This window comes from Streptomyces sp. KL116D, from assembly GCF_030766975.1.
In the GTDB taxonomy this organism is placed as follows: domain Bacteria; phylum Actinomycetota; class Actinomycetes; order Streptomycetales; family Streptomycetaceae; genus Streptomyces; species Streptomyces longispororuber_A.
The window spans coordinates 267,859-285,973 of record NZ_JASERH010000136.1; the positions used below are offsets into that span (position 1 = coordinate 267,859).

An 18,115-nucleotide genomic window follows, 5' to 3' on the forward strand; every position below is an offset into this window, starting at 1 on the left:
AGCGATTTCCCCTGAGAGCAACGCTGTTGGAAGCTGGCGCCCCGGTACCGTCGCCGACTCGACGGCGGTTGCCCCAGACACACGGAGGAGACATGGACGCGGAGCAAGGGCAGAGCGGGGTACGCAGTGTTAGGCGCGCTCTGGACATCCTGTCGCTGCTGACTGAAGATCAGCCCACGGTCCCGCTACGGGACATGGTCGAGGCCACCGCTCTGCCCAAGACCACGGTGGTCCGCCTGGTGCAGACCCTGGAACAGTACGGACTGCTGTGGGCCACGCCCGGGGGGTACACCGCCGGGCCGGGCCTGTGGCGCTGGGCGCATCTGGCCCACACCAGCTGGGAGTTGCCGGCCGACACCCAGAAGCTGCTGCGCGAGCTCGCGGAGCGCCGCGGCGAGACGGCCAACCTGATGATCCGGCGTGACATCCACCGGGTGTGCGTCGCCCAGCAGGAAAGTCCGCAGCCGTTGCGTCACGTCGTGCGCGTGGGCGACGAACTGCCCCTGTGGGCGGGCGCGTCGTCGAAGGTGCTGCTCATCGGCGCCACCGACGGGCTGCTGCAGCGCGTGGCGGCTGCCTCGCCGCACGGCGTGGCCCATGCGGAGCAGCTGAGGCTGTGGGCCGACGAAGCCGCGGAGCACGGGTTCGCGGCCAGTCACGGAGAGCGCGACGTCGGCCTCACGGCCGTGGCCGTGCCCATCCGTTCCCAGTCGGGGGTGGTGGTCGCCTCCCTGTCTCTCAGCGGGCCCAGCGCCCGTATCCCCGACGCAACGATCGAGGAGTTCGCACAGGACCTCATGGAGGTCGCCGCGCGGATCGCCTCCCAGGGCTTCGCTCACCCCCTGGGGCCGCGCACCTAACTCACGCGCGCCGCACCGGCGCCCGGAAGGAGACGTACATGCACGGACGACCACTGAACGGCATACGCGTTCTGGACCTGACGAATGTGCTGGCCGGACCCTACTGCAGCTATCAGCTCATGCTTCTGGGCGCGGAAGTAGTCAAGATCGAACGGCCGGGACAGGGGGACCTCGCACGGAACCTGGGCCCCGATGCGGCGCTGAACCGGGATCGCATCGGGGCCTCCTTCCTCGCCCAGAACGCGGGCAAGAAGTCCGTGGAGCTCGACCTCAAGGACAGCGCCGACCGCAGCGTCTTCGAAGACCTGCTGGCCGGCGCCGACGTGCTGCTGGAGAATTTCCGCGCGGGCGTCCTGGCGCGGATGGGCTTCGGCCCCGAGCGGCTCGCTGACCTCAACGGCCGGCTGGTGTACTGCTCGATCTCCGGATTCGGGCACACCGGGCCGATGAGCGATGCCCCTGCCTACGATCAGATCGTCCAGGGCCTGACCGGCATGATGAGCGTGACCGGCACCACGGAGACCGCCCCTCAGCGCATCGGCTTCCCGGTGTGCGACACCACCGGCGGACTGATGGCGGCGCTCGCCATCACCTCCGCACTGCTGCATCGCGAGCGCACCGGTGAGGGAGTCAGACTCGACGTCTCCATGCTGGAGGCATCGATGTCCACGATGGGCTGGGCGGTGTCGAACTACCTGGTCAGCGGTGTGCCGCCGCAGCCGTTGGGCGATCAGAACCCGACTGCCGCCCCCTCGGGCACCTTCCAGACGCTCGACGGCCCCCTCAACATCGCCGCCAACCAGCAGCGTCAGTTCGAGACGCTGTGCCGCCTCGTCGGCGCACCCCAGCTGGTGGCGGATCCGCGCTTCGCCCAACGGGAGAACCGCAAGGTCCATCGCGAGGAACTCAATGCCGCACTCAATGCCGCACTGGCGCTGCGCCCTGCGGCCGACTGGGAACGTGACCTCAACGCCGCCGGGGTGCCCGCGGCCCGGGTACTGACGGTCCCCCAGGCTCTCGAGCAGCCGCAACTGGAGCACCGGGGGTTCGTCAGCGCCCTGCCCCACCCCGGCCGCCCCGACCTCGCCCTGCACGTGGTGGGCAACGGCGTGCTCTTCGACGGGGAGTCCTTCGTCCCGCCCTCCCCACCCCCGCTGCTGGGCCAGCACAATGACGAACGCACGGAGCTGGCACGAGCCTGGGCTGCGGCGGCCGACGTCGAAGGGGCGGCCGCATCATGACCAGCGCCCAGGACGAGGCAGCCCAGTGGTGGGCGACCGCGGTCAGTCATATCGAGCCCGGCAGCATCGAGCTGCGCGACCGGCCCATCGAGCAGCTGATCGGCGAGGTCGGGTTCGTCGACGTCATCTGGCTCCTGCTGCGCGGCGACCTGCCCTCCCCCCGCCAGTCGGCGCTCCTCGAAGCGGCACTCGTCGCCGGCGTCGACCACGGCCCGCAAGCGCCCTCGATCGCCGCCGCCCGCATGGCCGCCACCTGCGGAGTCGGCCTGAACAACGCCATCGCCACCGGGGTGAACATGCTCGGCGACGCGCACGGCGGGGCCGGCCAGCAGTGCGTGGAGATGCTCACCGACATCCGTACCCTGCACGACACCGGCAGCACCTGGGACGAGGCCGCCCGCCGGGCCATGGCCACCTGGCAGAGCCGCTCGCGCTACCTGCCCGGCTTCGGCCACCGCTTCCACCCGCGCGACCCCCGGCGCGATCCGCTGCTGGACCTGGTGGACCAAGCCGTCGCCGACCACGTCGTCAGCGGCGACTACCTGCACGCCGCCCGGGCCGTCGAGGCCACCCTTGCACGCCGCCGGGAGGGCGCGCGACCGGTCCCCATGAACATCGACGGCGCCACCGCCGTCATCTACGCCGAGCTCGGCTTCCAACCGCCCCTGGCCCGGGGCCTGTTCGTGCTCAGCCGCTCGGTCGGCATCCTCGCTCACGCCTGGGAGGAGACCGGTCAGGGACGGCGCAACAAAGGCCCCCTGCCCCGCTCCGTCCTCCCCGCGCGCCTCACCCCCACGCCACAGGTGTGAACAAGTCAGCGCCGACCTCTTGCCACGCCCCCGCCCCGTCCCTAACGTAGCTTTTCGCCAAACGGCAACCATCACACGGATTATCCGAACCGCCTAGCGGACCATGATCCGTTTTGCTCTCCTCCCTCCCCACCTGACCATCAGCGGCCGCCCTTGACGGCCCGTCAGGCACCTTCCTGAAAGAGGGACCATGGACAGACGCAGCTTTCTCACCACCACCGCGGCCTCCACGGCAGGCACCGTCACCCTGCTCAACTCCGCGCCGGCCCAAGCCGCTCCGGCATCCGACACGCTGGCACGTCCCGTACCCGCCCAGACCCACGCCGCGACCGGCCAGGACTTCCCCAAGGCCGGCGGCAACCTGGGCAACCAGAACTACTCCTCGCTCAAGCGCATCCACAGCGACAACGTCCGCAAGCTGGGCGGTGCCTGGCACATCAACCTGGAAGGCGGCTCGACCTCCTCCCACCAGCAGTGCGCCGTCATCGCCCAGGACGGCACCCTCTACCTCGCCACCACCCAGCAGAACGTCTTCGCCGTCGACGGCCGCACCGGCAAGATCAAGTGGAAGACCAAGGTCGGCACCGACACCACCAACATGCGCGGCCTCGCCCTGGGACAGGGCCTGGCGTTCACCATCACCGGCGACAACAAGGTGATCGCCCTCGACCAGAGGACCGGCACGATCACCTGGACCCGCGAGCTGCTCGTCGAGGACCAGGGCGACCCCGACTGCGACCCCGCGAGCGGCCAGTGCGGCGGCAGCAAGGGCGGACTGGCCGGCGCCGCCGTCTACTGGGACGGCCTGGTCTACATCGGCACTCAGGGCAGCACCGCCGGAGCCCGCGGCCGCGCCTACGCCCTCGACGCAGCCACCGGTGAGGTCGCCTGGACCTTCTGGGGAACGCCCGGGCCGGGCGAGTTCGGCCACGACACCTGGGAGGGCGACTCCTGGAAGACCGGTGGCGCCGTGTGCTGGATCCACCCGGCCGTCGACCCCGAACTGGAGCTGGTCTACTGGACGTTCGGCAACCCCTATCCCCGCACCGACGGCTCCACCCGCGGCGGCGACAACCTCTTCGCCAACTGCCTGGTCGCCATGGACGCCAAGACCGGCAAGCGGCGCTGGCACTTCCAGTCCGTCCACCACGACATCTGGGACTACGACGGCGTCATGTCCCCCGTCCTGGCCGACCTGCTGATCAAGGGCCAGAAGAAGCGCGTGGTCGTCTACGGCAGCAAGACCGGCATGTACTACATCCTGGACCGCGCCACCGGCAAGCCGGTCCACGGCATGGAGGAACGCCCGGTCCCCCAGCACACCGCGCAGAAGACGTCACCGACCCAGCCCTTCCCCGGCGGCGAGCCCTTCGTCGAGACCGAGCCGCGTCTCGACAAGGCCACCCGCCCCGTCCCCTTCTACCCCACCGGCGGCCTGTTCGAAGTCCACTGGGACCGCGCCACCATTCTCTTCCCCGGCGCGGGCGGCGGCGCCGACTGGTCCTTCCCGTCCTTCAGCCACCGCACCGGCCTCGTCTACGTCGGATACGGGCTGATCAACTCCGCCTACTCCAACACCCACGGCGGGCGCGTCAACACCGCCCGCCCACTCGGCGAGTACTTCGCCGGAGGCCTGGCCGCGGTCGACCCGCGCACCAACACCGTCGCCTGGCGCCAAGAGGGCGACTGGTCCCTCGCCCACGGCAACGGCATCCTCAGCACCGCAGGCGGCATCCTCTTCCAGGGCCGCCCCGACGGCATCCTCACCGCGCTCGACGACCGCGACGGCAGCGAACTGTGGACCTGGCAGTGCGGCGCGGGCGTGAACACCAGCCCCCTCACGTACGAGATCGACGGCGAGCAGTACATCGCGGTCCTGGCCGGCGGCAACGGACTGCCCTACCCCGACATCCCCAAGGGCGACCACCTGTGGGCCTTCAAGCTGGGCGGCTCCGTGAAGCCGGCCGCCGCGCCCACCCCGCCCTCCAAACGCAACCAGATCCGCACCGCGGCCGTCAGCGGCGACACCGCCAAGAACACCGTCACCCTCGGCCGCGTCTGGGACGCCACCAAGAACGCCCCAGGAACGACGGAGAACCTCGTGGCGCAGAACGCCATGGCACCCCAGCACCTGAGCATCGCCAAGGGGACCACGGTCACCTTCACCAACCCGGCCGACAACAAGTCCGCGCACGGCGCCGTCTCCTTCTTCGAGGCCGAGTTCGACACCGGCCTGCTCATGCCGGGCCAGACCTACAGCTACACCTTCAACACCCCGGGCGAGTACTTCTACAACGACCCCGCCGCCCCGCAGAACACCGGCAAGATCGTCGTCAAGTAGCCGCAACTCCCCTCCCGGCCGCCCTGCTGCACCACACCCGCGGCCCGAGGCAGACCCGGCCCCCGCACAGCAGCACACGCCGCGCTGCGCGCGAAGCGATCCGGACCTCGCCTGCCGTGCCTCTCCCTCGAACTTCCGCACCCACCGCTGAGGACAGTCACATGACACCTCCTGCCCAGAACAGACGCCGCCCGCGCCCTGCGACCGCCGCCCTGGCCGGCGCAGTGGGCACCGTCGCCATCACCGTCGCCCTGGTCGCCACCGGCACCCTGAGCGTGGCCCAGGGCCGCATCGGCCAGGGAGCCCAGGAACTGGGCGATCCCGACTACGGAGTGTGCCGCGGAACCGACGCGCGCTGCTACCACGACTGGGGCAACTTCGACACCTCCAAGGGCTTCAAGGTCCTGCTGTACACCCGCACCGCAGGACCGCGTCACGCCAACCTCGGCCCCGCCCTGGCACCGGGGCTGAACCCGCCCCTGACCGACACCAACACGGTGCAGAAGGCCCTGCTCAAGCTGGGCGCGGACAACGGCTTCCAGGTCGACTACACCGAGGACGTGTCCCAGCTGGCCTCCCCGGCCACGCTCTTCAAGTACAACGCGGTCATCTTCTACTCCACCAGCCGCGACGCCCTCGACGACGCCGCCCAGACCTCGCTGCGCCAGTACGTCCGCGGCGGCGGTGGCTTCGTCGGTGTCCACAACGCCTTCGGCACCGAGTACAACTGGCCCTGGTACGAGGGCCTGCTGGGCAACGCGAACTTCTACGACCACGGCGCCAACCAGCCCGGAACCGTACGCACCGTCAACCGCAAGGACGTCTCCACCAAGAAGCTGCCGTCCTCCTGGTCCTTCTCGGACGAGTGGTACAACCTCGTGCCCGCTCCCACCAAGGTGCGTGTGCTGGCCGAGGTCGACGAGAGCACCCTGGCCAAGGGCGTGGCCGGCAACTACAACCACCCCGGCCACGGCGACAACCACCCGGTCGCCTGGTGCCAGTACTACGACGGCGGCCGTGCGTGGCTGACCACCCTGGGCCACGACGCCAAGGACTTCACCACCGACGGCTCGTTCCCCGGAGCCGCAGAGTTCCAGAAGCTCTTGCTCGGCGGCATCGAGTCGGCCATGGGCAAGGCGCCTTCTGCAAGTAGGTCTCCGGCAGCGGACATCCCGAACGCCGGCAGCCGCCCCGAGCCGGGACGGCATCCTCCTCATCCGCGCGAAAGGCGGTCACTCATGCAGGACCACACCTCCCCAGCCCAGAGCCAGCCGGCCGAGACTCCCGGCTGGCAGACGCCCGACTTCACCATCGTCGACACGGCGATGGAGATCACCGCCTACGCCCTGAGCACGAAGTAGGCATCACGCCGTGCTGCTGCGCATCCTCGGAACAGCAGCAGGCGGCGGTCTCGCCTCAGTGGAACTGTGCGTGCCCCGGCTGCAGCGGGGCACGCCGCTTCCCCTCCGCCGACGCCTGCACGACGGCTCGCCATCCATGGCGCCCGCCCGACGAGTGGTTCCTGGTCAACGCCACCCCGACATCGCCGAACAACTCGAATCACACACCAGCCTGCGGCCCGCGGCCGGACACGACCGCACCGCGATCCACGTCGTACTCACTGACGCCGAGCTCGACCACACCCTGGGCCTGCTGCGCTGCGCGAGGCGGCCCGCATCGAAGTGTGTGGTGCACCCAGCCGGTGCGCGCCGCGCTGGACGGACGCCTCTCACCTCTCCGACGTTCTCCTCCCCTACACCGAGCTGATCTGGCACGATCTGCCCTCCGCCGGCGCACACCCACACGCATCGCCGGATCTCGACGTCGACGCCGTCGAGTTGTCCGCCAAACGCCCCCGCTACGCCGCGCAGAACCCCTCGCACCCCGCCTGGAGCGTGGCCCTGCGGGTGCATGATCCCGACAGCGGCGGCCGTCTCCTGTACGCGCCGGCGGTGGCCGCCTGAGCGACCGCCTGGGGCAGAGCTGGCGGCATCGGACTGCGCCCTGCTCGATGGCACCTTTCTCGACGACCTCACGAGCCGCGGCGCACCGGAATCTCCTCGCGCACGGCCACGGGCATGGGACATCTCGCCCATCCTGGGGCCCGCTGGCACTCGCAGCGGTTGGCCGGGTCCACCACGCGCATCTACTACACGCACGTGAACAACACCAACCCGCTGGTGGACCCGGACGCCGCGAGCACTAAGCAGCTGGCCGATGCCGGCCTGGCCATCGCGCACGACAGGATGGTGGTAGAGCTAGTGACGACAACCGATCTTCGCAACGCGGCCAGTACCGCGTCATCGGTCAGCGCCGATCCGGCGCCCTGGCATCCCGAGGAATTCCGAGCAGCGGCTGCGCGGCCTGGCCGCAGCCGGTACCACGACCGCCACCCTTCAATCAGCGCATGGCGCACGAGGGTGCCCTGTCCCGCGGAGAACTGCGGATGTGGGTGGCTAACCGCTTCTACTACCAGTGCAACATCCCGATCAAGTCGCTCTGATCCTCAGCAAGCTGCAGGAGCACCGCTCACCGGCGTTCGTGATCCGACGGATCCAGGACCTCGACGGAATCACCGACGCGGACGGGGCATCGAACGCTGGCTGCGGCTCGGCGAGGCCGTCGGTCTCGACCGCAGCGAACTCACCGATCACCGGCACCTGCTGCCCGGAATCCGGCTGGCGGTCGACGGCTACGTCAACTTCTGCCGCAACCACAGCGCCCTTGAGGCTGTGGCCTCCTCGCTCACCGAACTGTGCGCCCTCCATCATGCTGACCCGACTGACACCTTCCCTCAGCACTACCCCTGGGTCACCGCTGAAGGACTGGCTACTTCGAGAGCCGCGTCCTGCAAGGACGACGTGCGACGGCAGCGAAGCCCGCCTGGATCAAAGAGCGGGCCAGGACACGCACCCTTCAGAACCAGGCTCTGGCAGCGCTGTCGTTCAAATGCGACGTGCTGTGGACCCTCCTCGACAGCATCCAGCAGCCACTTCGAAGCAGCCGCGATGACGGCCACCGCTGGCGCCCCGCCCTGCCTCCCGGCGGCCTGCTGCGCACGGACGCGGCTCCGTGGGCAGCAGTGGTACTGCTCCTGCCCGAGCGCGTCGTGGTCCTGCACGGCTCGGCCCGGCGCGTACTCGAGCTTCGTGCGACGACAACACACCGTCGACGACATCACGACACAGCCGCACCAGCAGTGGGCCCGGGCGCGCTCGTGCCGAGGACATCGCACACTTCCCACCCTGCCTCACGCACAGGATGCCCGCACTGACCACGCCCGCCCGCCCCTGGGCCCTGCTCTGCCGGTGAACTCACCCATGCTCTCGCCCCCTGCACTGCGGCTACTGCTCCAACCCCCTTGAACTGACGCGTCGTTCGACCGAACTGTCTCACCCAACGATGGCCGAGGTCTTCGCCAGGCGGCCGCCATGGGCGTGCTGCACACCCACCTCTCCGGCGGCGAACCGCTACCGCGCGAGGTGACCTGACGCCCTCACTCCGAGCCGCGGTCGACGCAGGCCTGTACACTCCAGCTGGTCACCAGCGGTGTCGGCCTTCGACCAGCCGCCTGGACAACCTCGTCGACGCGGGCCTGCACAGTGCTCTTCAACTGTCCGTGCAGCACGCCGATCCGCTCCCGGTCCGACACCATCGCCGCCGCGCACCTCCTTCCGGAACAAGTGAGGCCGCCGCCCATCTCGTCAAGCAGCGTCGGCTGCCACTGAATCTACGTCGTCAACTGCACCGGCACAACCTCGACGCCCTCGACGATCTCCTGCACCTCGCCGTGGCCTGGCAAGCGACCGGATCGAACTGGCGAACACCCAGTTCTACGGATGGGGTCTCCTCACTCGCGCCGCCCTCATGCCGTCCCGCGAGCAACTGGCAGATGCCGCCGCAACGGTCGCTCGCTGGCGATCAGCGCACTTCCGACGTCGAGCTCGACATCACCTGTCGAGCCCGACTCACTTCGCACCGGAGTGCTTGCCCTGCATGGAGGCTGGTGGTGCGGTCTCCCTCACCGTCACACCTGACGGCACGGTCCTGCCCTGTCCGGCCGCCGCATCCATCCCCGGCCTCGACGCCCCAACGTGCTGGAGCACCCGCTGCCGTGGATCTGAACGAGTCCCCGGCCTTCTCAACCGCTACCGAGGCACCGACTGGATGCCCTCCCCTGCCGAGACTGTGCGCACAGGAACGAGGACTTCGGCGGCTGCCGCTGCCAGGCGTTCGCCTCGCCGGCGACGCTCACGCACGGATCCCGCATGTTCGCGCTCCCGATCACGACGTGATCGCTCGCTGGCCTCCGCAGATTCTCCTCCGCCGAAGTCGTCCGGCGCCGCCCCACACGCCGGTCGACCTCGACCGTCGGAGGCTGAGAGGCCGCGCACGTCCGAGAAGCCCCGCGTCACCGTCATCGAGGGCGCCTACGGGCCACAGTCACTCCTGTGCCCTCTACGCCGGGAACGGGCCGCATGCCGCGCGGCCAGATAGCCGAACGTCAGGCCCGAACCGACCTGGCAGCCGCTCCCGGGTACTCGGAAGCGCGCCATGGAGCCCGCGCGTCGCCGCCGCAGGCGTAGAGCCCGGGCACTGGCGAGCCCTGTTCGTCAAGCGACCCGGGCCCGCGTCGGTGCGCAGGCCGAGTGCAGTGGCCAAAGGTGTGGGGACGACGGCGAGGGCGTAGAAGGGCCCTTCTCGACCGGGCCGAGGTTGACGTTCGGCGTGTGGGCCGGGTCGCCGTACTGGTGGCCGAAGGTGGGTTCCCTTGCCGAACTCCTCATCGACGCCGGTGCGTGCCGCCCGGTTGCTGTCGACGACGGTGCGCTCCAGGCCGCTGTCCGCGTCGACGCCGATGGACGCTGCCAGGTCGCGCAGCGTACGGCCGTGTGCAGTAGCCGGAGGCGAGGTGGCGCTTGAGGCGGAAGCGCGCGGTGTGTGCGGGTGGATCATGCCGAGTCCGTACTTCGTGAGGGTGCGGGCATCGGTGATCAGCCAGGCCGGGATCGTCGGCGCCGACTTGTGCGCGTCGTACATCGCGCGCACGAAGCGGTGATGCGAGACGGATCTCGCCGACGAACCGGCGCCCCGCCGCGTCGACCGCGACGATGCCGGGTTTGGCCGGTCCCAGATGTGCGGGAACACCGCGGTCGTTCCGTCTCTGCGGCGCCCCACGGAGCTGGGGAACCACAGGGCGTTGTCGTCGCCGGCGTCGCCGAGGGTGCCGCCGACCGCGCGGGCGAGGGTGATCGAGTCGCCGGTGGCGCCCTCGGCCGCGCGGGTGAACTGCCGGGCCGGCCTGGGGAGATGGGTGGCGCGCAGTTCGGGGCTGGCCGAGAAGCCGCCTCGCCGCCAGCACCGACTCCCCTGCGCGCGGCGACCGGACGGTGCGGCCCCGGTGCGAGACGACGGCGCCGGTGACACGTCCCGCGTCGTCGGTGACGAGTTCGGTGGTGTCTGCGGTGAACCAGACGGCGCCGCGGCGGCGCAGGAGTTGGCGGTAGAGGTGGGCGACCAGGGCGCTGCCCATGGCCAGGCGGGTGCCGCGTGGCCAGCCCAGGACCCGGTCACGGGCCCAGCGGACACCGAGGCGCAGGGCGACGCCAGGCCGCGCGGCGAGCCGTGGAAGAGGGTGAGGAGTTGGTTGACCTCGGCGCGGCGCACCATCAGCGTGCCTCGGAACAGGGCGAACTCGGGACCGGGCGGCGGATGCGGCCGAAGCGAGTTAGCGGCCCAGTTCGCGCCGTCGAAGGTGCGGGGTTCGAGGGCGCGGCCGATGCCGTAGCCAGGGAGTTCGGGGTGGTAGTCGACGACCGTCGCGGAGTGCCAGAAGCCCACGCCGAGCTTGTTCTCCAGGTAGTCGAGCATCTCGGGGCCGTGGGCGAGGTAGCTCTCGCGCAGGGCGCGCGGCGCACGATCACCGATCAGTGCCGAGGTAGCCGCGGGCCGCTCGGTGTCGGCCGCGGGATCCGGCTGGTGGCGGTGGCCTGGGATCCAGGCGGTACCGGCCGAGTAGGCGGTGGCGCCGCCGAGCCACTCGGTCTTCTCCAGGACGAGCACGTCGAGGCCCTCCTGGCGGCGACGGCCGCCGCGCTGAGTCCACCGCTCCAGAGCCGAGGACGAGGAGGTCGACTTCGTGGTCCCAGTGATCGGTGTGGTCGGTGTCGTCGGTCATGATGCGGTCTGCCTTTCCTGATGCGGGGCGGTCGAGGCGGGCGAGGCGGCCGCGTCGCGGCCGGTACCGAGGTCCTGAAGCGGAACACGCAGGTCTCCCTCGCGCTCCACGCGGCGGCCGCGGACACCAGGCACAGCACGGCGGTCAGCGTGGCTACCGGCAGCCAGCGTTGCCGGAGTCGTCGCCCATCAGAGCGGTACCGACAGTGGGCGCGAACCCCGCTACGAGCAGCGAGAGTTGGAGTCCGACGGCCATACCGTGTAGCGGACCCGGACGTCGAACATCTCGGTGAAGAAGGCGGGATAGATGCCGTTCGGCAGGGAGTAGCACAGGCTCGTGAGGGCGATGCCTGCCACGAAGATCAGGACGACGTGCCCGGTGGTGACGGCAGCGAAGTACGCGTAGATCATGGCGGCGCAGCCGAGGCAGCCCACGATGAACACCGGCCGCCGGCCGAACCGAGTCGGCGAGCATCCCCGCGCCGGTCTGGGTGAACATCGCCACCACGTTCGCGACGATGGTGGCCCACAGCATGGTGGACCGTTCCAGGCCGACGCTGTCGGTGGCGTAGGCGAGGACGAACACCGAGACGATGGTGTTGGTCGTGGTGAACAGGGCGCACGCGGCCAGCCGAAGACACATCCCGCCAGTGGTCCTTGACCAGCGTGACGAGCGGCAGCCCGCTCGTGCCTTCCTGTGTCGGGCCTCCTGAAACACCTCCGGCTCGGCGAGCGTGCGCCGCACGAAGTAGGCGAGCAGCAGCACCAGGACGCTGGACCAGAACGGTACGCGCCAGCCCCACGAGTACAGTGCCTCGTCGGGCAGGGAGCTGATCGGGAGGAAGACCAGGCCGGCGAGGACGAATCCTGCGGCGATGCCGTTCATCGTCCAACTGCCGTAGGTCGCACGGCGGTTGTCGGGCGCCAGCTCGACGGTGAGGGCGCTGGCCCCGGCGGTCTCACCGCCCGCGGAGACGCCTTGGGCGAGCCGCAGGACGACGAGGAGGGCGGGTGCCAGGGCGCCTGCGGTGTCGTACGAGGGGATGCAGCCGATGGGTACGGTCGACAGGCCCATGGTGACCAGGCAGGCGACCAGCACCCGTTTGCGGCCGACGCGGTCCCGAAGTGACCGAGGACGAGGGCGCCGACCGGGCGGGCGACGTAGGCGACGCCGAAGGTGGCGAAGGACAGCAGCGTGCCGCTCGTGCCCGTGTCGGCGAAGATCACGTGCGGGAAGACCAGGGCTGCGGCCGACGCGTAGATGAAGAAGTCGTAGTACTCCAGGGTGCCGCCGAGGAACGCGGCGGCCGCGGCTCGACGGCGCGTGGTGGTACGTCGTCATGGGAGGCTCCTTGAGCGCCCGGCCGGTGCGGGCCGGGCGCGAGGTGTGGCAACGACAGTGGTGCGCACATGCGCCGACAGGCGCGAGAAGAGCGGGACGATGGGGCCGCCGTCCCGTGGCGGCCCCTGGACCACGTCGTCAGGCGACCGAGGCCAGGTGCTCGCCGACGGCGAAACCCCTGGTGATCGCGGAGCCGAGGGTGGCGCCGCCGCCCGGGTACGCGTCGTGGAAGACGGTCGCCGAGCAGTTCCTGCGGCGTACAGGCCGGGCAGGGGTGCGTCCTGGTGGTCGAGAACGCGTCCGTGGCCGTCGGTGCGCAGCCCACCCGCGGTGCCGAGGACTCCGGCGTGGATCGGCACGGCGTAGTACGGACCCTTGTCCAGGGGCGCCAGGCGAGGGTTGGGGGTGATCGCGGGGTCGCCGAGGTGGCGGTCGGTGACACTGGAGCCGCGGCCGAAGCAGTGATCGGTGCCGCGGCGCGCGCCTCAGTGAACTCGGCGACGGTCACAGCTAGTTGCTCGGCGTCGATGCCGCAGGACGCGGCCAGTTCGGCGAGGGTGTCGGCGTGCGTCATCCAGGGTTCGACGGTGCCGGGCGGCGATCCTGCGACGGCGTAGCGGTCTCGGTAGGCCTGGTCGAAGACGAGCCAGGCGGGGGCGTTGGCGTGACGCCCGGTTCGTGGATCGGTGGTGCCGAACACCCGGTTGAGTCGTGGTAGTTGGCGGCCTCGTTCACGAAGCGTTCGCCCGCCGCGTTGACCGCGAGGGAGCCGGGCAGCGTCAGCTCGACGTTGCCCATGCGGCCGGAGCGGGCCCCGTCGTAGACCTGGGCGGGCGCGCAGATCACCGGGACGCCCCAGACGGCGGTCATGTCGGCGACCGACGCCCCGGCACGGAGGCCGAGCCGCAGCCCGTCGCCCTCGTTGGAGGGTGCGCTGATGGGGCGGACGGGGAACGGCAGGTAAGCCGCGCGCAGTCGCTCGTTCCACTCGAATCCGCCCGAGGCGAGGACCACCTGCCGGGCCCGCACGGCGCGGTCGGCGACGCCCACCGTCCACTCGTCCTCGGCGTGGTCGAGGATGTCACCGGCGCACCGGCCACGATCCGCACACCGCGCTCCAGAGCGGTGGCGACCAGCGCGCCGACAAGGGCTCCCCCATGGTCCGCACCCCCGACTCAGCGCGTTCGGCGAGGAGATGAGGGTCGGCAGCACCCTGCAGCGCGTCGCGCTCGGCCATCGTCAGGAGCGGGAAGTACGTCGGCGGGCGCAGTGCCTCGGCCAGGCCGGGGCAGGTGGCCGTGTCGAAGGCGGCGTTGTCCAGAGCCGCGTCCAGTGGCGGCACCAGGCCACTCGGGGTGGTAGTCGGGGCGGGCGAGAGGCCGGTAGGCGACGCGGGTGTGCTCGTCGAGGTAGCGGACGGCGGCGCGGGAGGTGCGCAGGTACCAGTCGATCTCGGTCTCGTCCATGCGGCCCTCGGTGCCGGCACGGAGATACGCGGCCGCGGTCTCGGCGCAGTCCGCGTGTCCGGCCGCGCGCATCAGGTGGTTGTCCGGCGCCCACATCACGCCGCCGCCCGCGGCGCTGGTGCCGCCGAGCCGCTCCGCCTTCTCCAGGACCAGGACCCGGTGGCCGGCGTGCGCGGCGCGTACCGCGGCGACCAGGCCGGCCGCCCCGGAGCCGACGACCACGACGTCGTGGAACGCCTCGATCTCGTCGAGAGGAACGGTGACGGTCACGACGCGGCCTCCGTCAGGTCGACGGCGACCTTGCCGACGAGCTCGGTGCGCGAGCGCATCGTCTCGAAGGCGTCTGCGGCCTTGGCCAAGGGGAAGCGGTGGGTGACCAGGGCGCGCGCCTGCTCGGGGTGGCGAGAAAGCAACTCGGCCGCCTCGCCGATGAGTTCCTGACTGTTGCGCGAGCCGATGAGCTCGATGTCCTTCACCGGCAGGGTGCGCATCGACAGGGTCACCGGCCGGTCGGAAATGCCGACGGCGACGACGCGTCCGGCGGTGGCGACGAGGCGGATCGCGCTGTCGAGCGAGCTGGGTTGGCCGGTCGCCTCGACGACGATCGCCGGACCGAAGCCGCCGGTGTTCCGGTCGAGCAGCGTGGCTGCCCGGCCGTCGGGAACTCCCGTTCCAGGTCGACGTGGAGCGTGTCGGCTGCGCCGAACCGGCGGGCGAAGGCGACCCGCTCGGGTACGGTGTCGGCTGCCACGACGTGCACGCCGAGCGAGGTCAGGTACAGGGTGGCCAACAGGCCGATGGGTCCGCAGCCGAGCACGAGGGCGTGCTCACCGGCCTGCGGCCGGGACCGGTTCACGGCCTGCATGGCGATGCTCGTCGGCTCGCACAGCGAGGCCAGCTCCATGGGGAGGGTGTCCGGCACGGGAAGAGCTTGTGCACGGGGACGGTCACATACTCGGCGAGCGCACCCGGCACGTCGTAGCAGCCGTAGACCGACATGCGGTCACAGGCGTTGGTGCGACCGATGGAACGAGGCGTAGCAGGCACCGCAGTTGAGGATCGGTGAGACGGCGACGCGGTCGCCGACGGCAAGCGTGGTGTGCGGTTCGGGCGGTGCCTCGATCACGCCGCAGAACTCGTGGCCCTGCACCATGGGCAGCGGGGTTGCGTAGTCGTCCTCCCAGATGTGCAGATCGGTGCCGCACAGGGTGACGGTGTGCACCCGCAGCAGGGCTTCGCCGGGGCCGGGCACGGGGATCGGGCGTTCCTGGTGGTCCAGGGTCTCCTTGGCGACGGTCTCGGCAACACGCATCGTTCGATTACTCGTCGGTGTGCTCTACTTGAGACCGCCGAAGAAGATGTTCCAGGCGCGCACCGTGCGTTCCGCGACGAGGCCCTCGCGGTGAAAGGGGTCCTGGTCGAGGAGCGCCGTCACGTCCTCGGCGCTGTCGGCCTCGAGGACGAGGAGCGCGCCGGGGACGTCGTCGGGCCCGAAGGGTCCGGAGGCGCGCAGCAGGCCCGCCTCGTACTGCGCCTCCAGGAAGTTCTTGTGGGCGGGGCGGTGGCGGTCGCGGGCATCCGCCGAGTCATCGGCGTAGCGGTAGGTCACTGCGAAGACAGCCATGGGGAGAGTCCCTTGCGATGGTGCGGGCGCCCGCGTCCGGGCGTCGGCCCTGCGGCTCGGTGACGATCGTCACGTGGCAGGAGCGTCCCTCCGGCTGACTGGCCGTGTCCAATACAGAATCGGACTGGGTCTGTGTGCCGATGGCACTCAATGCGCGCGGCGGCTTCGACGGGCCGGGATCGAACGGTCCTGGGTTCGGTCGGGCGGGCCGAGCGGGTTCTCGGAGCGGCTCAGCCCGCGGGCTCGGGCAGGACCTCGGCGGCGACCGCGAGCACCGCACGCAGTGCCTCACCGTCGCTGGTCCTGGCGCCAGGCGATGCCGCTGCGCAGTTCGGGGACGGGCGGGGCGAGCGGGACGTAGACCGCACCCTCGGGCATGACGGGCCGCAGGCACTCCGGGCCAGACTCACGCCCGTACCGGCGGCCACCAGCGACAGGATGAGATAGGGGTCGACGACCTCCTGGGTCACGGCGGGCCGGAACCCGGCGGCGAGACAGGCCCCTGAGCAGGACCTCCCGGTAGGCCGACCCTGGGTGCCGGGGCACGGCGACGAACGGCTCGTCGGCGAGGTCCGCAGAACCACCTGGTCCGCCTCGGCGAGCGGGTGCCCCAGCGGCAGGACCGCGCCGAAGGGTTCGACGGCGATGGCCCGCGCGGTGATGCCGGCGTGCCGCACGGGCAGCCCGACGAAGCTGAGGTCGAGCCGCTGTTCCAGTTGGAGCACGGCCTGTTCGGTGACCACTCCGCCGACGAGAGTGAGCCGACGCCGTGCAGCTCGCGCACGCGGCGCGTCAGCGGCGGCAGTGTGCGCGGTGGTTGAGAGTGCCGGAGAACCCGATGGTGACCTGCCCGTACGCACCTCGCTCCGGCCGCTGCGCACCGCGCGGCGCGCGAGGTCGACTTCTGCTGACGATGCGGCGCGCGCGCGTGCGGCAGAGAGCGCCCGCCCGCGGACGTCAGCGACACCGAGCGGGTGCTGCAGCTCGAACAGCGGGCGTGCCAGCTGCCGTTCGAGTTTGCGGATGGTCTGGCCAGCGGCGACTGTGCCACGCGCAGCCGCTCGGCGGCCCGCCCGAAGTGCAGCTCCTCGGCGACGGCGAGGAACGCCTCGATCCAGCGGATCTCCATACGCACCTCTCTCGTGGGACCGCTTGTTGGCACACCGGCCAGCGACTGGTCAGTGGCTCTGGGGCGCGCGCCCCGCGGTGGCGCGCTCCACCAGACGTACGTCGAAGACCTGGCGGCGCGGCACATGGCCGTCGGGGTGCTCGATGCGATCGCAGCAGCGTCTGCGCCGCGGTCTTGCCCATGGCTTCCAGCGGCTGGTGGACGGTGGTGAGGCCGACCATGGACCAGCTCGACATGGCGATGTCGTCGAAGCCGATGACGGACAGGTCCTCGGGCACCCTGAGTCCCCGCTGATGCGCCGCCTCCAGGACGCCGTACGCCACGATGTCACTGCCGCACAGGACGGCGGTGGGCGGCTCGGCCGCGTCGAGGAGTTCGAGGCCGTGCGCAAGACCGGTGGCGTGGGTGTGGCTGCCCCAGCGGGTGAGCGCGGGGTCGAGCGGCCGAGGGCGTCGAGCGCGGCGGCGAAGAAGCGGGTGCGCTCGCGCCCGGAGGAGGTGTCTGATGGCCGGCGAGCAGGGCGATGCGGCGGTGGCCGTGACCGGCCAGGTACTCGGCGACGATACGGCGGCCCGCGGCGTCGTCCACGAGGACCCGGTCGACCTCGCGGCCGTCCACATCGCGGTGGAGCAGCACGAGCGGCATCCCGGACTCGAGGAAGTCATCGACCGCCGTGGACTGCACGGTCGCCGCCGCAAAGACGACGCCGTCGACGGTGCCGCCGCGCAGCGCCTCCAGATCACTGGGCCCCGCGCCGTCGGTCTCGGCGCCGCGGGTCAGCAGGACCGTGCGGTACCCGGCCGAGCGGAACTCCTCATGCAGGGTGGTGATCTCCTGCGGGTAGAGCGCGGTTGACGACGTCGGGAGTGACCACGGCCACGGCGTGGGCGCGGCTCGTGGTCAGAGCGCGGGCCGCCGCATTGGGCGCGTAGCCGAGGCGGCGGGCCGCACCGAGGACCGCGTCGCGGGTACGGGGCGCGACGAGCGGATCGCCGCGGAAGACCCGGGAGACCGTCGACTGGGACACTCCCGCGGCCTTCGCCACGTCACAGCCGTTCGCCACCCGCGCCTACCCTCGTGTCACTGTCTTCGATTCGGATCTGGAGTCACGGCCTGCGGACCTCGT

The 18,115-nt window shown here is 70.8% G+C and carries 18 protein-coding genes and 6 pseudogenes; 9 read left to right on the top strand and 15 right to left on the bottom strand.

What is annotated here, in order from left to right:
* Positions 1-92: 92 nt before the first annotated feature.
* The 8 genes and pseudogenes from RBJ77_RS49765 to RBJ77_RS49800 all read left to right on the top strand — a co-directional run bounded on the left by RBJ77_RS49765 (position 93) and on the right by RBJ77_RS49800 (position 8,616).
* Complete coding sequence (locus RBJ77_RS49765; protein ID WP_372350999.1) at positions 93-860, top strand: IclR family transcriptional regulator; 768 nt, start codon at positions 93-95, stop codon at positions 858-860.
* Positions 861-898: 38 nt separating this feature from the next.
* Positions 899-2,101 (top strand): CaiB/BaiF CoA transferase family protein, encoded by a 1,203-nt coding sequence (locus RBJ77_RS49770; protein ID WP_372351000.1) that lies wholly within the window; start codon positions 899-901, stop codon positions 2,099-2,101.
* Positions 2,098-2,910, top strand: coding sequence for a citryl-CoA lyase (locus RBJ77_RS49775; RefSeq protein ID WP_372351001.1), 813 nt, complete (start codon positions 2,098-2,100; stop codon positions 2,908-2,910). Before RBJ77_RS49770 ends, RBJ77_RS49775 begins: the two co-directional genes overlap by 4 nt.
* A 190-nt stretch (positions 2,911-3,100) precedes the next feature.
* On the top strand, positions 3,101-5,251 hold the full coding sequence (locus tag RBJ77_RS49780; RefSeq protein ID WP_372351002.1) for a PQQ-binding-like beta-propeller repeat protein: 2,151 nt from the start codon (positions 3,101-3,103) through the stop codon (positions 5,249-5,251).
* 161 nt (positions 5,252-5,412) lie between these two features.
* Positions 5,413-6,357: pseudogene (locus RBJ77_RS49785) on the top strand (ThuA domain-containing protein); the annotation flags it as partial.
* Between the two features lie 165 nt (positions 6,358-6,522).
* Positions 6,523-6,612: pseudogene (gene pqqA, locus RBJ77_RS49790) on the top strand (pyrroloquinoline quinone precursor peptide PqqA); the annotation flags it as partial.
* Positions 6,613-6,933: 321 nt separating this feature from the next.
* Positions 6,934-7,215 carry a hypothetical protein gene (locus RBJ77_RS49795; RefSeq protein ID WP_372351003.1) on the top strand — a complete coding sequence of 94 codons (282 nt, stop codon included), beginning with the start codon at positions 6,934-6,936 and terminating at the stop codon, positions 7,213-7,215.
* A 639-nt stretch (positions 7,216-7,854) separates the two neighbouring features.
* Positions 7,855-8,616: a hypothetical protein gene (locus tag RBJ77_RS49800; protein ID WP_372351545.1), complete on the top strand. Its 762-nt coding sequence runs from the start codon at positions 7,855-7,857 to the stop codon at positions 8,614-8,616.
* Positions 8,617-9,709: 1,093 nt separating this feature from the next.
* Here the strand turns inward: RBJ77_RS49800 and RBJ77_RS49805 are convergent.
* The 14 genes and pseudogenes from RBJ77_RS49805 to RBJ77_RS49870 all read right to left on the bottom strand — a co-directional run.
* Complete coding sequence (locus RBJ77_RS49805) at positions 9,710-10,678, bottom strand: FAD-binding protein (protein ID WP_372351546.1); 969 nt, start codon at positions 10,676-10,678, stop codon at positions 9,710-9,712.
* Positions 10,653-10,784, bottom strand: a pseudogene (locus RBJ77_RS49810) (hypothetical protein); the annotation flags it as partial. The gene RBJ77_RS49805 and the pseudogene RBJ77_RS49810, both read right to left, overlap by 26 nt.
* Before the next feature lie 305 nt (positions 10,785-11,089).
* Positions 11,090-11,404 (bottom strand): annotated as a pseudogene (locus RBJ77_RS49815) (FAD-binding protein); the annotation flags it as partial.
* A gap of 178 nt (positions 11,405-11,582) precedes the next feature.
* Positions 11,583-12,527, bottom strand: a complete 945-nt coding sequence (locus tag RBJ77_RS49820) for an MFS transporter (RefSeq protein WP_372351004.1) — start codon at positions 12,525-12,527, stop codon at positions 11,583-11,585.
* Positions 12,528-12,766: 239 nt separating this feature from the next.
* The gene (locus RBJ77_RS49825) at positions 12,767-13,180 is read right to left on the bottom strand and encodes an FAD-binding protein (RefSeq protein WP_372351547.1); all 414 of its coding nucleotides are present in this window, start codon (positions 13,178-13,180) and stop codon (positions 12,767-12,769) included.
* A 160-nt stretch (positions 13,181-13,340) separates the two neighbouring features.
* On the bottom strand, positions 13,341-13,982 hold the full coding sequence (locus RBJ77_RS49830) for an FAD-binding protein (RefSeq protein ID WP_372351005.1): 642 nt from the start codon (positions 13,980-13,982) through the stop codon (positions 13,341-13,343).
* Positions 13,946-14,506 (bottom strand): FAD-dependent oxidoreductase, encoded by a 561-nt coding sequence (locus tag RBJ77_RS49835; RefSeq protein ID WP_372351006.1) that lies wholly within the window; start codon positions 14,504-14,506, stop codon positions 13,946-13,948. Before RBJ77_RS49835 ends, RBJ77_RS49830 begins: the two co-directional genes overlap by 37 nt.
* Positions 14,503-14,841: a zinc-binding dehydrogenase gene (locus tag RBJ77_RS49840; RefSeq protein WP_372351548.1), complete on the bottom strand. Its 339-nt coding sequence runs from the start codon at positions 14,839-14,841 to the stop codon at positions 14,503-14,505. The genes RBJ77_RS49835 and RBJ77_RS49840 overlap by 4 nt, the downstream gene beginning before the upstream one ends.
* Entirely contained in the window at positions 14,736-15,158 is a 423-nt protein-coding gene (locus RBJ77_RS49845; RefSeq protein ID WP_372351007.1) for a hypothetical protein, read from the bottom strand. The genes RBJ77_RS49840 and RBJ77_RS49845 overlap by 106 nt, the downstream gene beginning before the upstream one ends.
* 81 nt (positions 15,159-15,239) lie before the next feature.
* Complete coding sequence (locus tag RBJ77_RS49850) at positions 15,240-15,548, bottom strand: alcohol dehydrogenase catalytic domain-containing protein (protein WP_372344032.1); 309 nt, start codon at positions 15,546-15,548, stop codon at positions 15,240-15,242.
* A gap of 24 nt (positions 15,549-15,572) precedes the next feature.
* Entirely contained in the window at positions 15,573-15,860 is a 288-nt protein-coding gene (locus RBJ77_RS49855; RefSeq protein WP_372351008.1) for a YciI family protein, read from the bottom strand.
* 230 nt (positions 15,861-16,090) lie between these two features.
* Positions 16,091-16,603, bottom strand: a complete 513-nt coding sequence (locus RBJ77_RS49860; protein WP_372351009.1) for a LysR substrate-binding domain-containing protein — start codon at positions 16,601-16,603, stop codon at positions 16,091-16,093.
* A gap of 263 nt (positions 16,604-16,866) precedes the next feature.
* Positions 16,867-17,115, bottom strand: a pseudogene (locus RBJ77_RS49865) (LysR family transcriptional regulator); the annotation flags it as partial.
* Positions 17,116-17,135: 20 nt separating this feature from the next.
* Positions 17,136-17,609, bottom strand: a pseudogene (locus RBJ77_RS49870) (substrate-binding domain-containing protein); the annotation flags it as partial.
* Here RBJ77_RS49870 and RBJ77_RS49875 point away from each other — a divergent pair.
* Positions 17,494-17,844, top strand: a complete 351-nt coding sequence (locus RBJ77_RS49875) for a hypothetical protein (RefSeq protein ID WP_372351583.1) — start codon at positions 17,494-17,496, stop codon at positions 17,842-17,844. The pseudogene RBJ77_RS49870 and the gene RBJ77_RS49875 sit on opposite strands and share 116 nt — an antisense overlap.
* On the opposite strand, the gene RBJ77_RS49880 is transcribed toward RBJ77_RS49875, so the two are convergent.
* Positions 17,804-18,052 (bottom strand): LacI family DNA-binding transcriptional regulator, encoded by a 249-nt coding sequence (locus tag RBJ77_RS49880; RefSeq protein ID WP_372351010.1) that lies wholly within the window; start codon positions 18,050-18,052, stop codon positions 17,804-17,806. The two genes, RBJ77_RS49875 and RBJ77_RS49880, sit on opposite strands and share 41 nt — an antisense overlap.
* Between the last annotated feature and the right edge of the window lie 63 nt (positions 18,053-18,115).

Excerpts from the sequence above, each read along its gene's own strand:
- RBJ77_RS49765 (WP_372350999.1), top strand. The coding sequence starts at position 93 with ATGGACGCGGAGCAAGGGCAGAGCGGGGTACGCAGTGTTAGGCGCGCT.
- RBJ77_RS49770 (WP_372351000.1), top strand. The coding sequence starts at position 899 with ATGCACGGACGACCACTGAACGGCATACGCGTTCTGGACCTGACGAAT.
- RBJ77_RS49775 (WP_372351001.1), top strand. The coding sequence starts at position 2,098 with ATGACCAGCGCCCAGGACGAGGCAGCCCAGTGGTGGGCGACCGCGGTC.
- RBJ77_RS49780 (WP_372351002.1), top strand. The coding sequence starts at position 3,101 with ATGGACAGACGCAGCTTTCTCACCACCACCGCGGCCTCCACGGCAGGC.
- RBJ77_RS49850 (WP_372344032.1), bottom strand. The coding sequence starts at position 15,548 with ATGCGTGTTGCCGAGACCGTCGCCAAGGAGACCCTGGACCACCAGGAA.
- RBJ77_RS49855 (WP_372351008.1), bottom strand. The coding sequence starts at position 15,860 with ATGGCTGTCTTCGCAGTGACCTACCGCTACGCCGATGACTCGGCGGAT.
- RBJ77_RS49875 (WP_372351583.1), top strand. The coding sequence starts at position 17,494 with ATGGCCGGCGAGCAGGGCGATGCGGCGGTGGCCGTGACCGGCCAGGTA.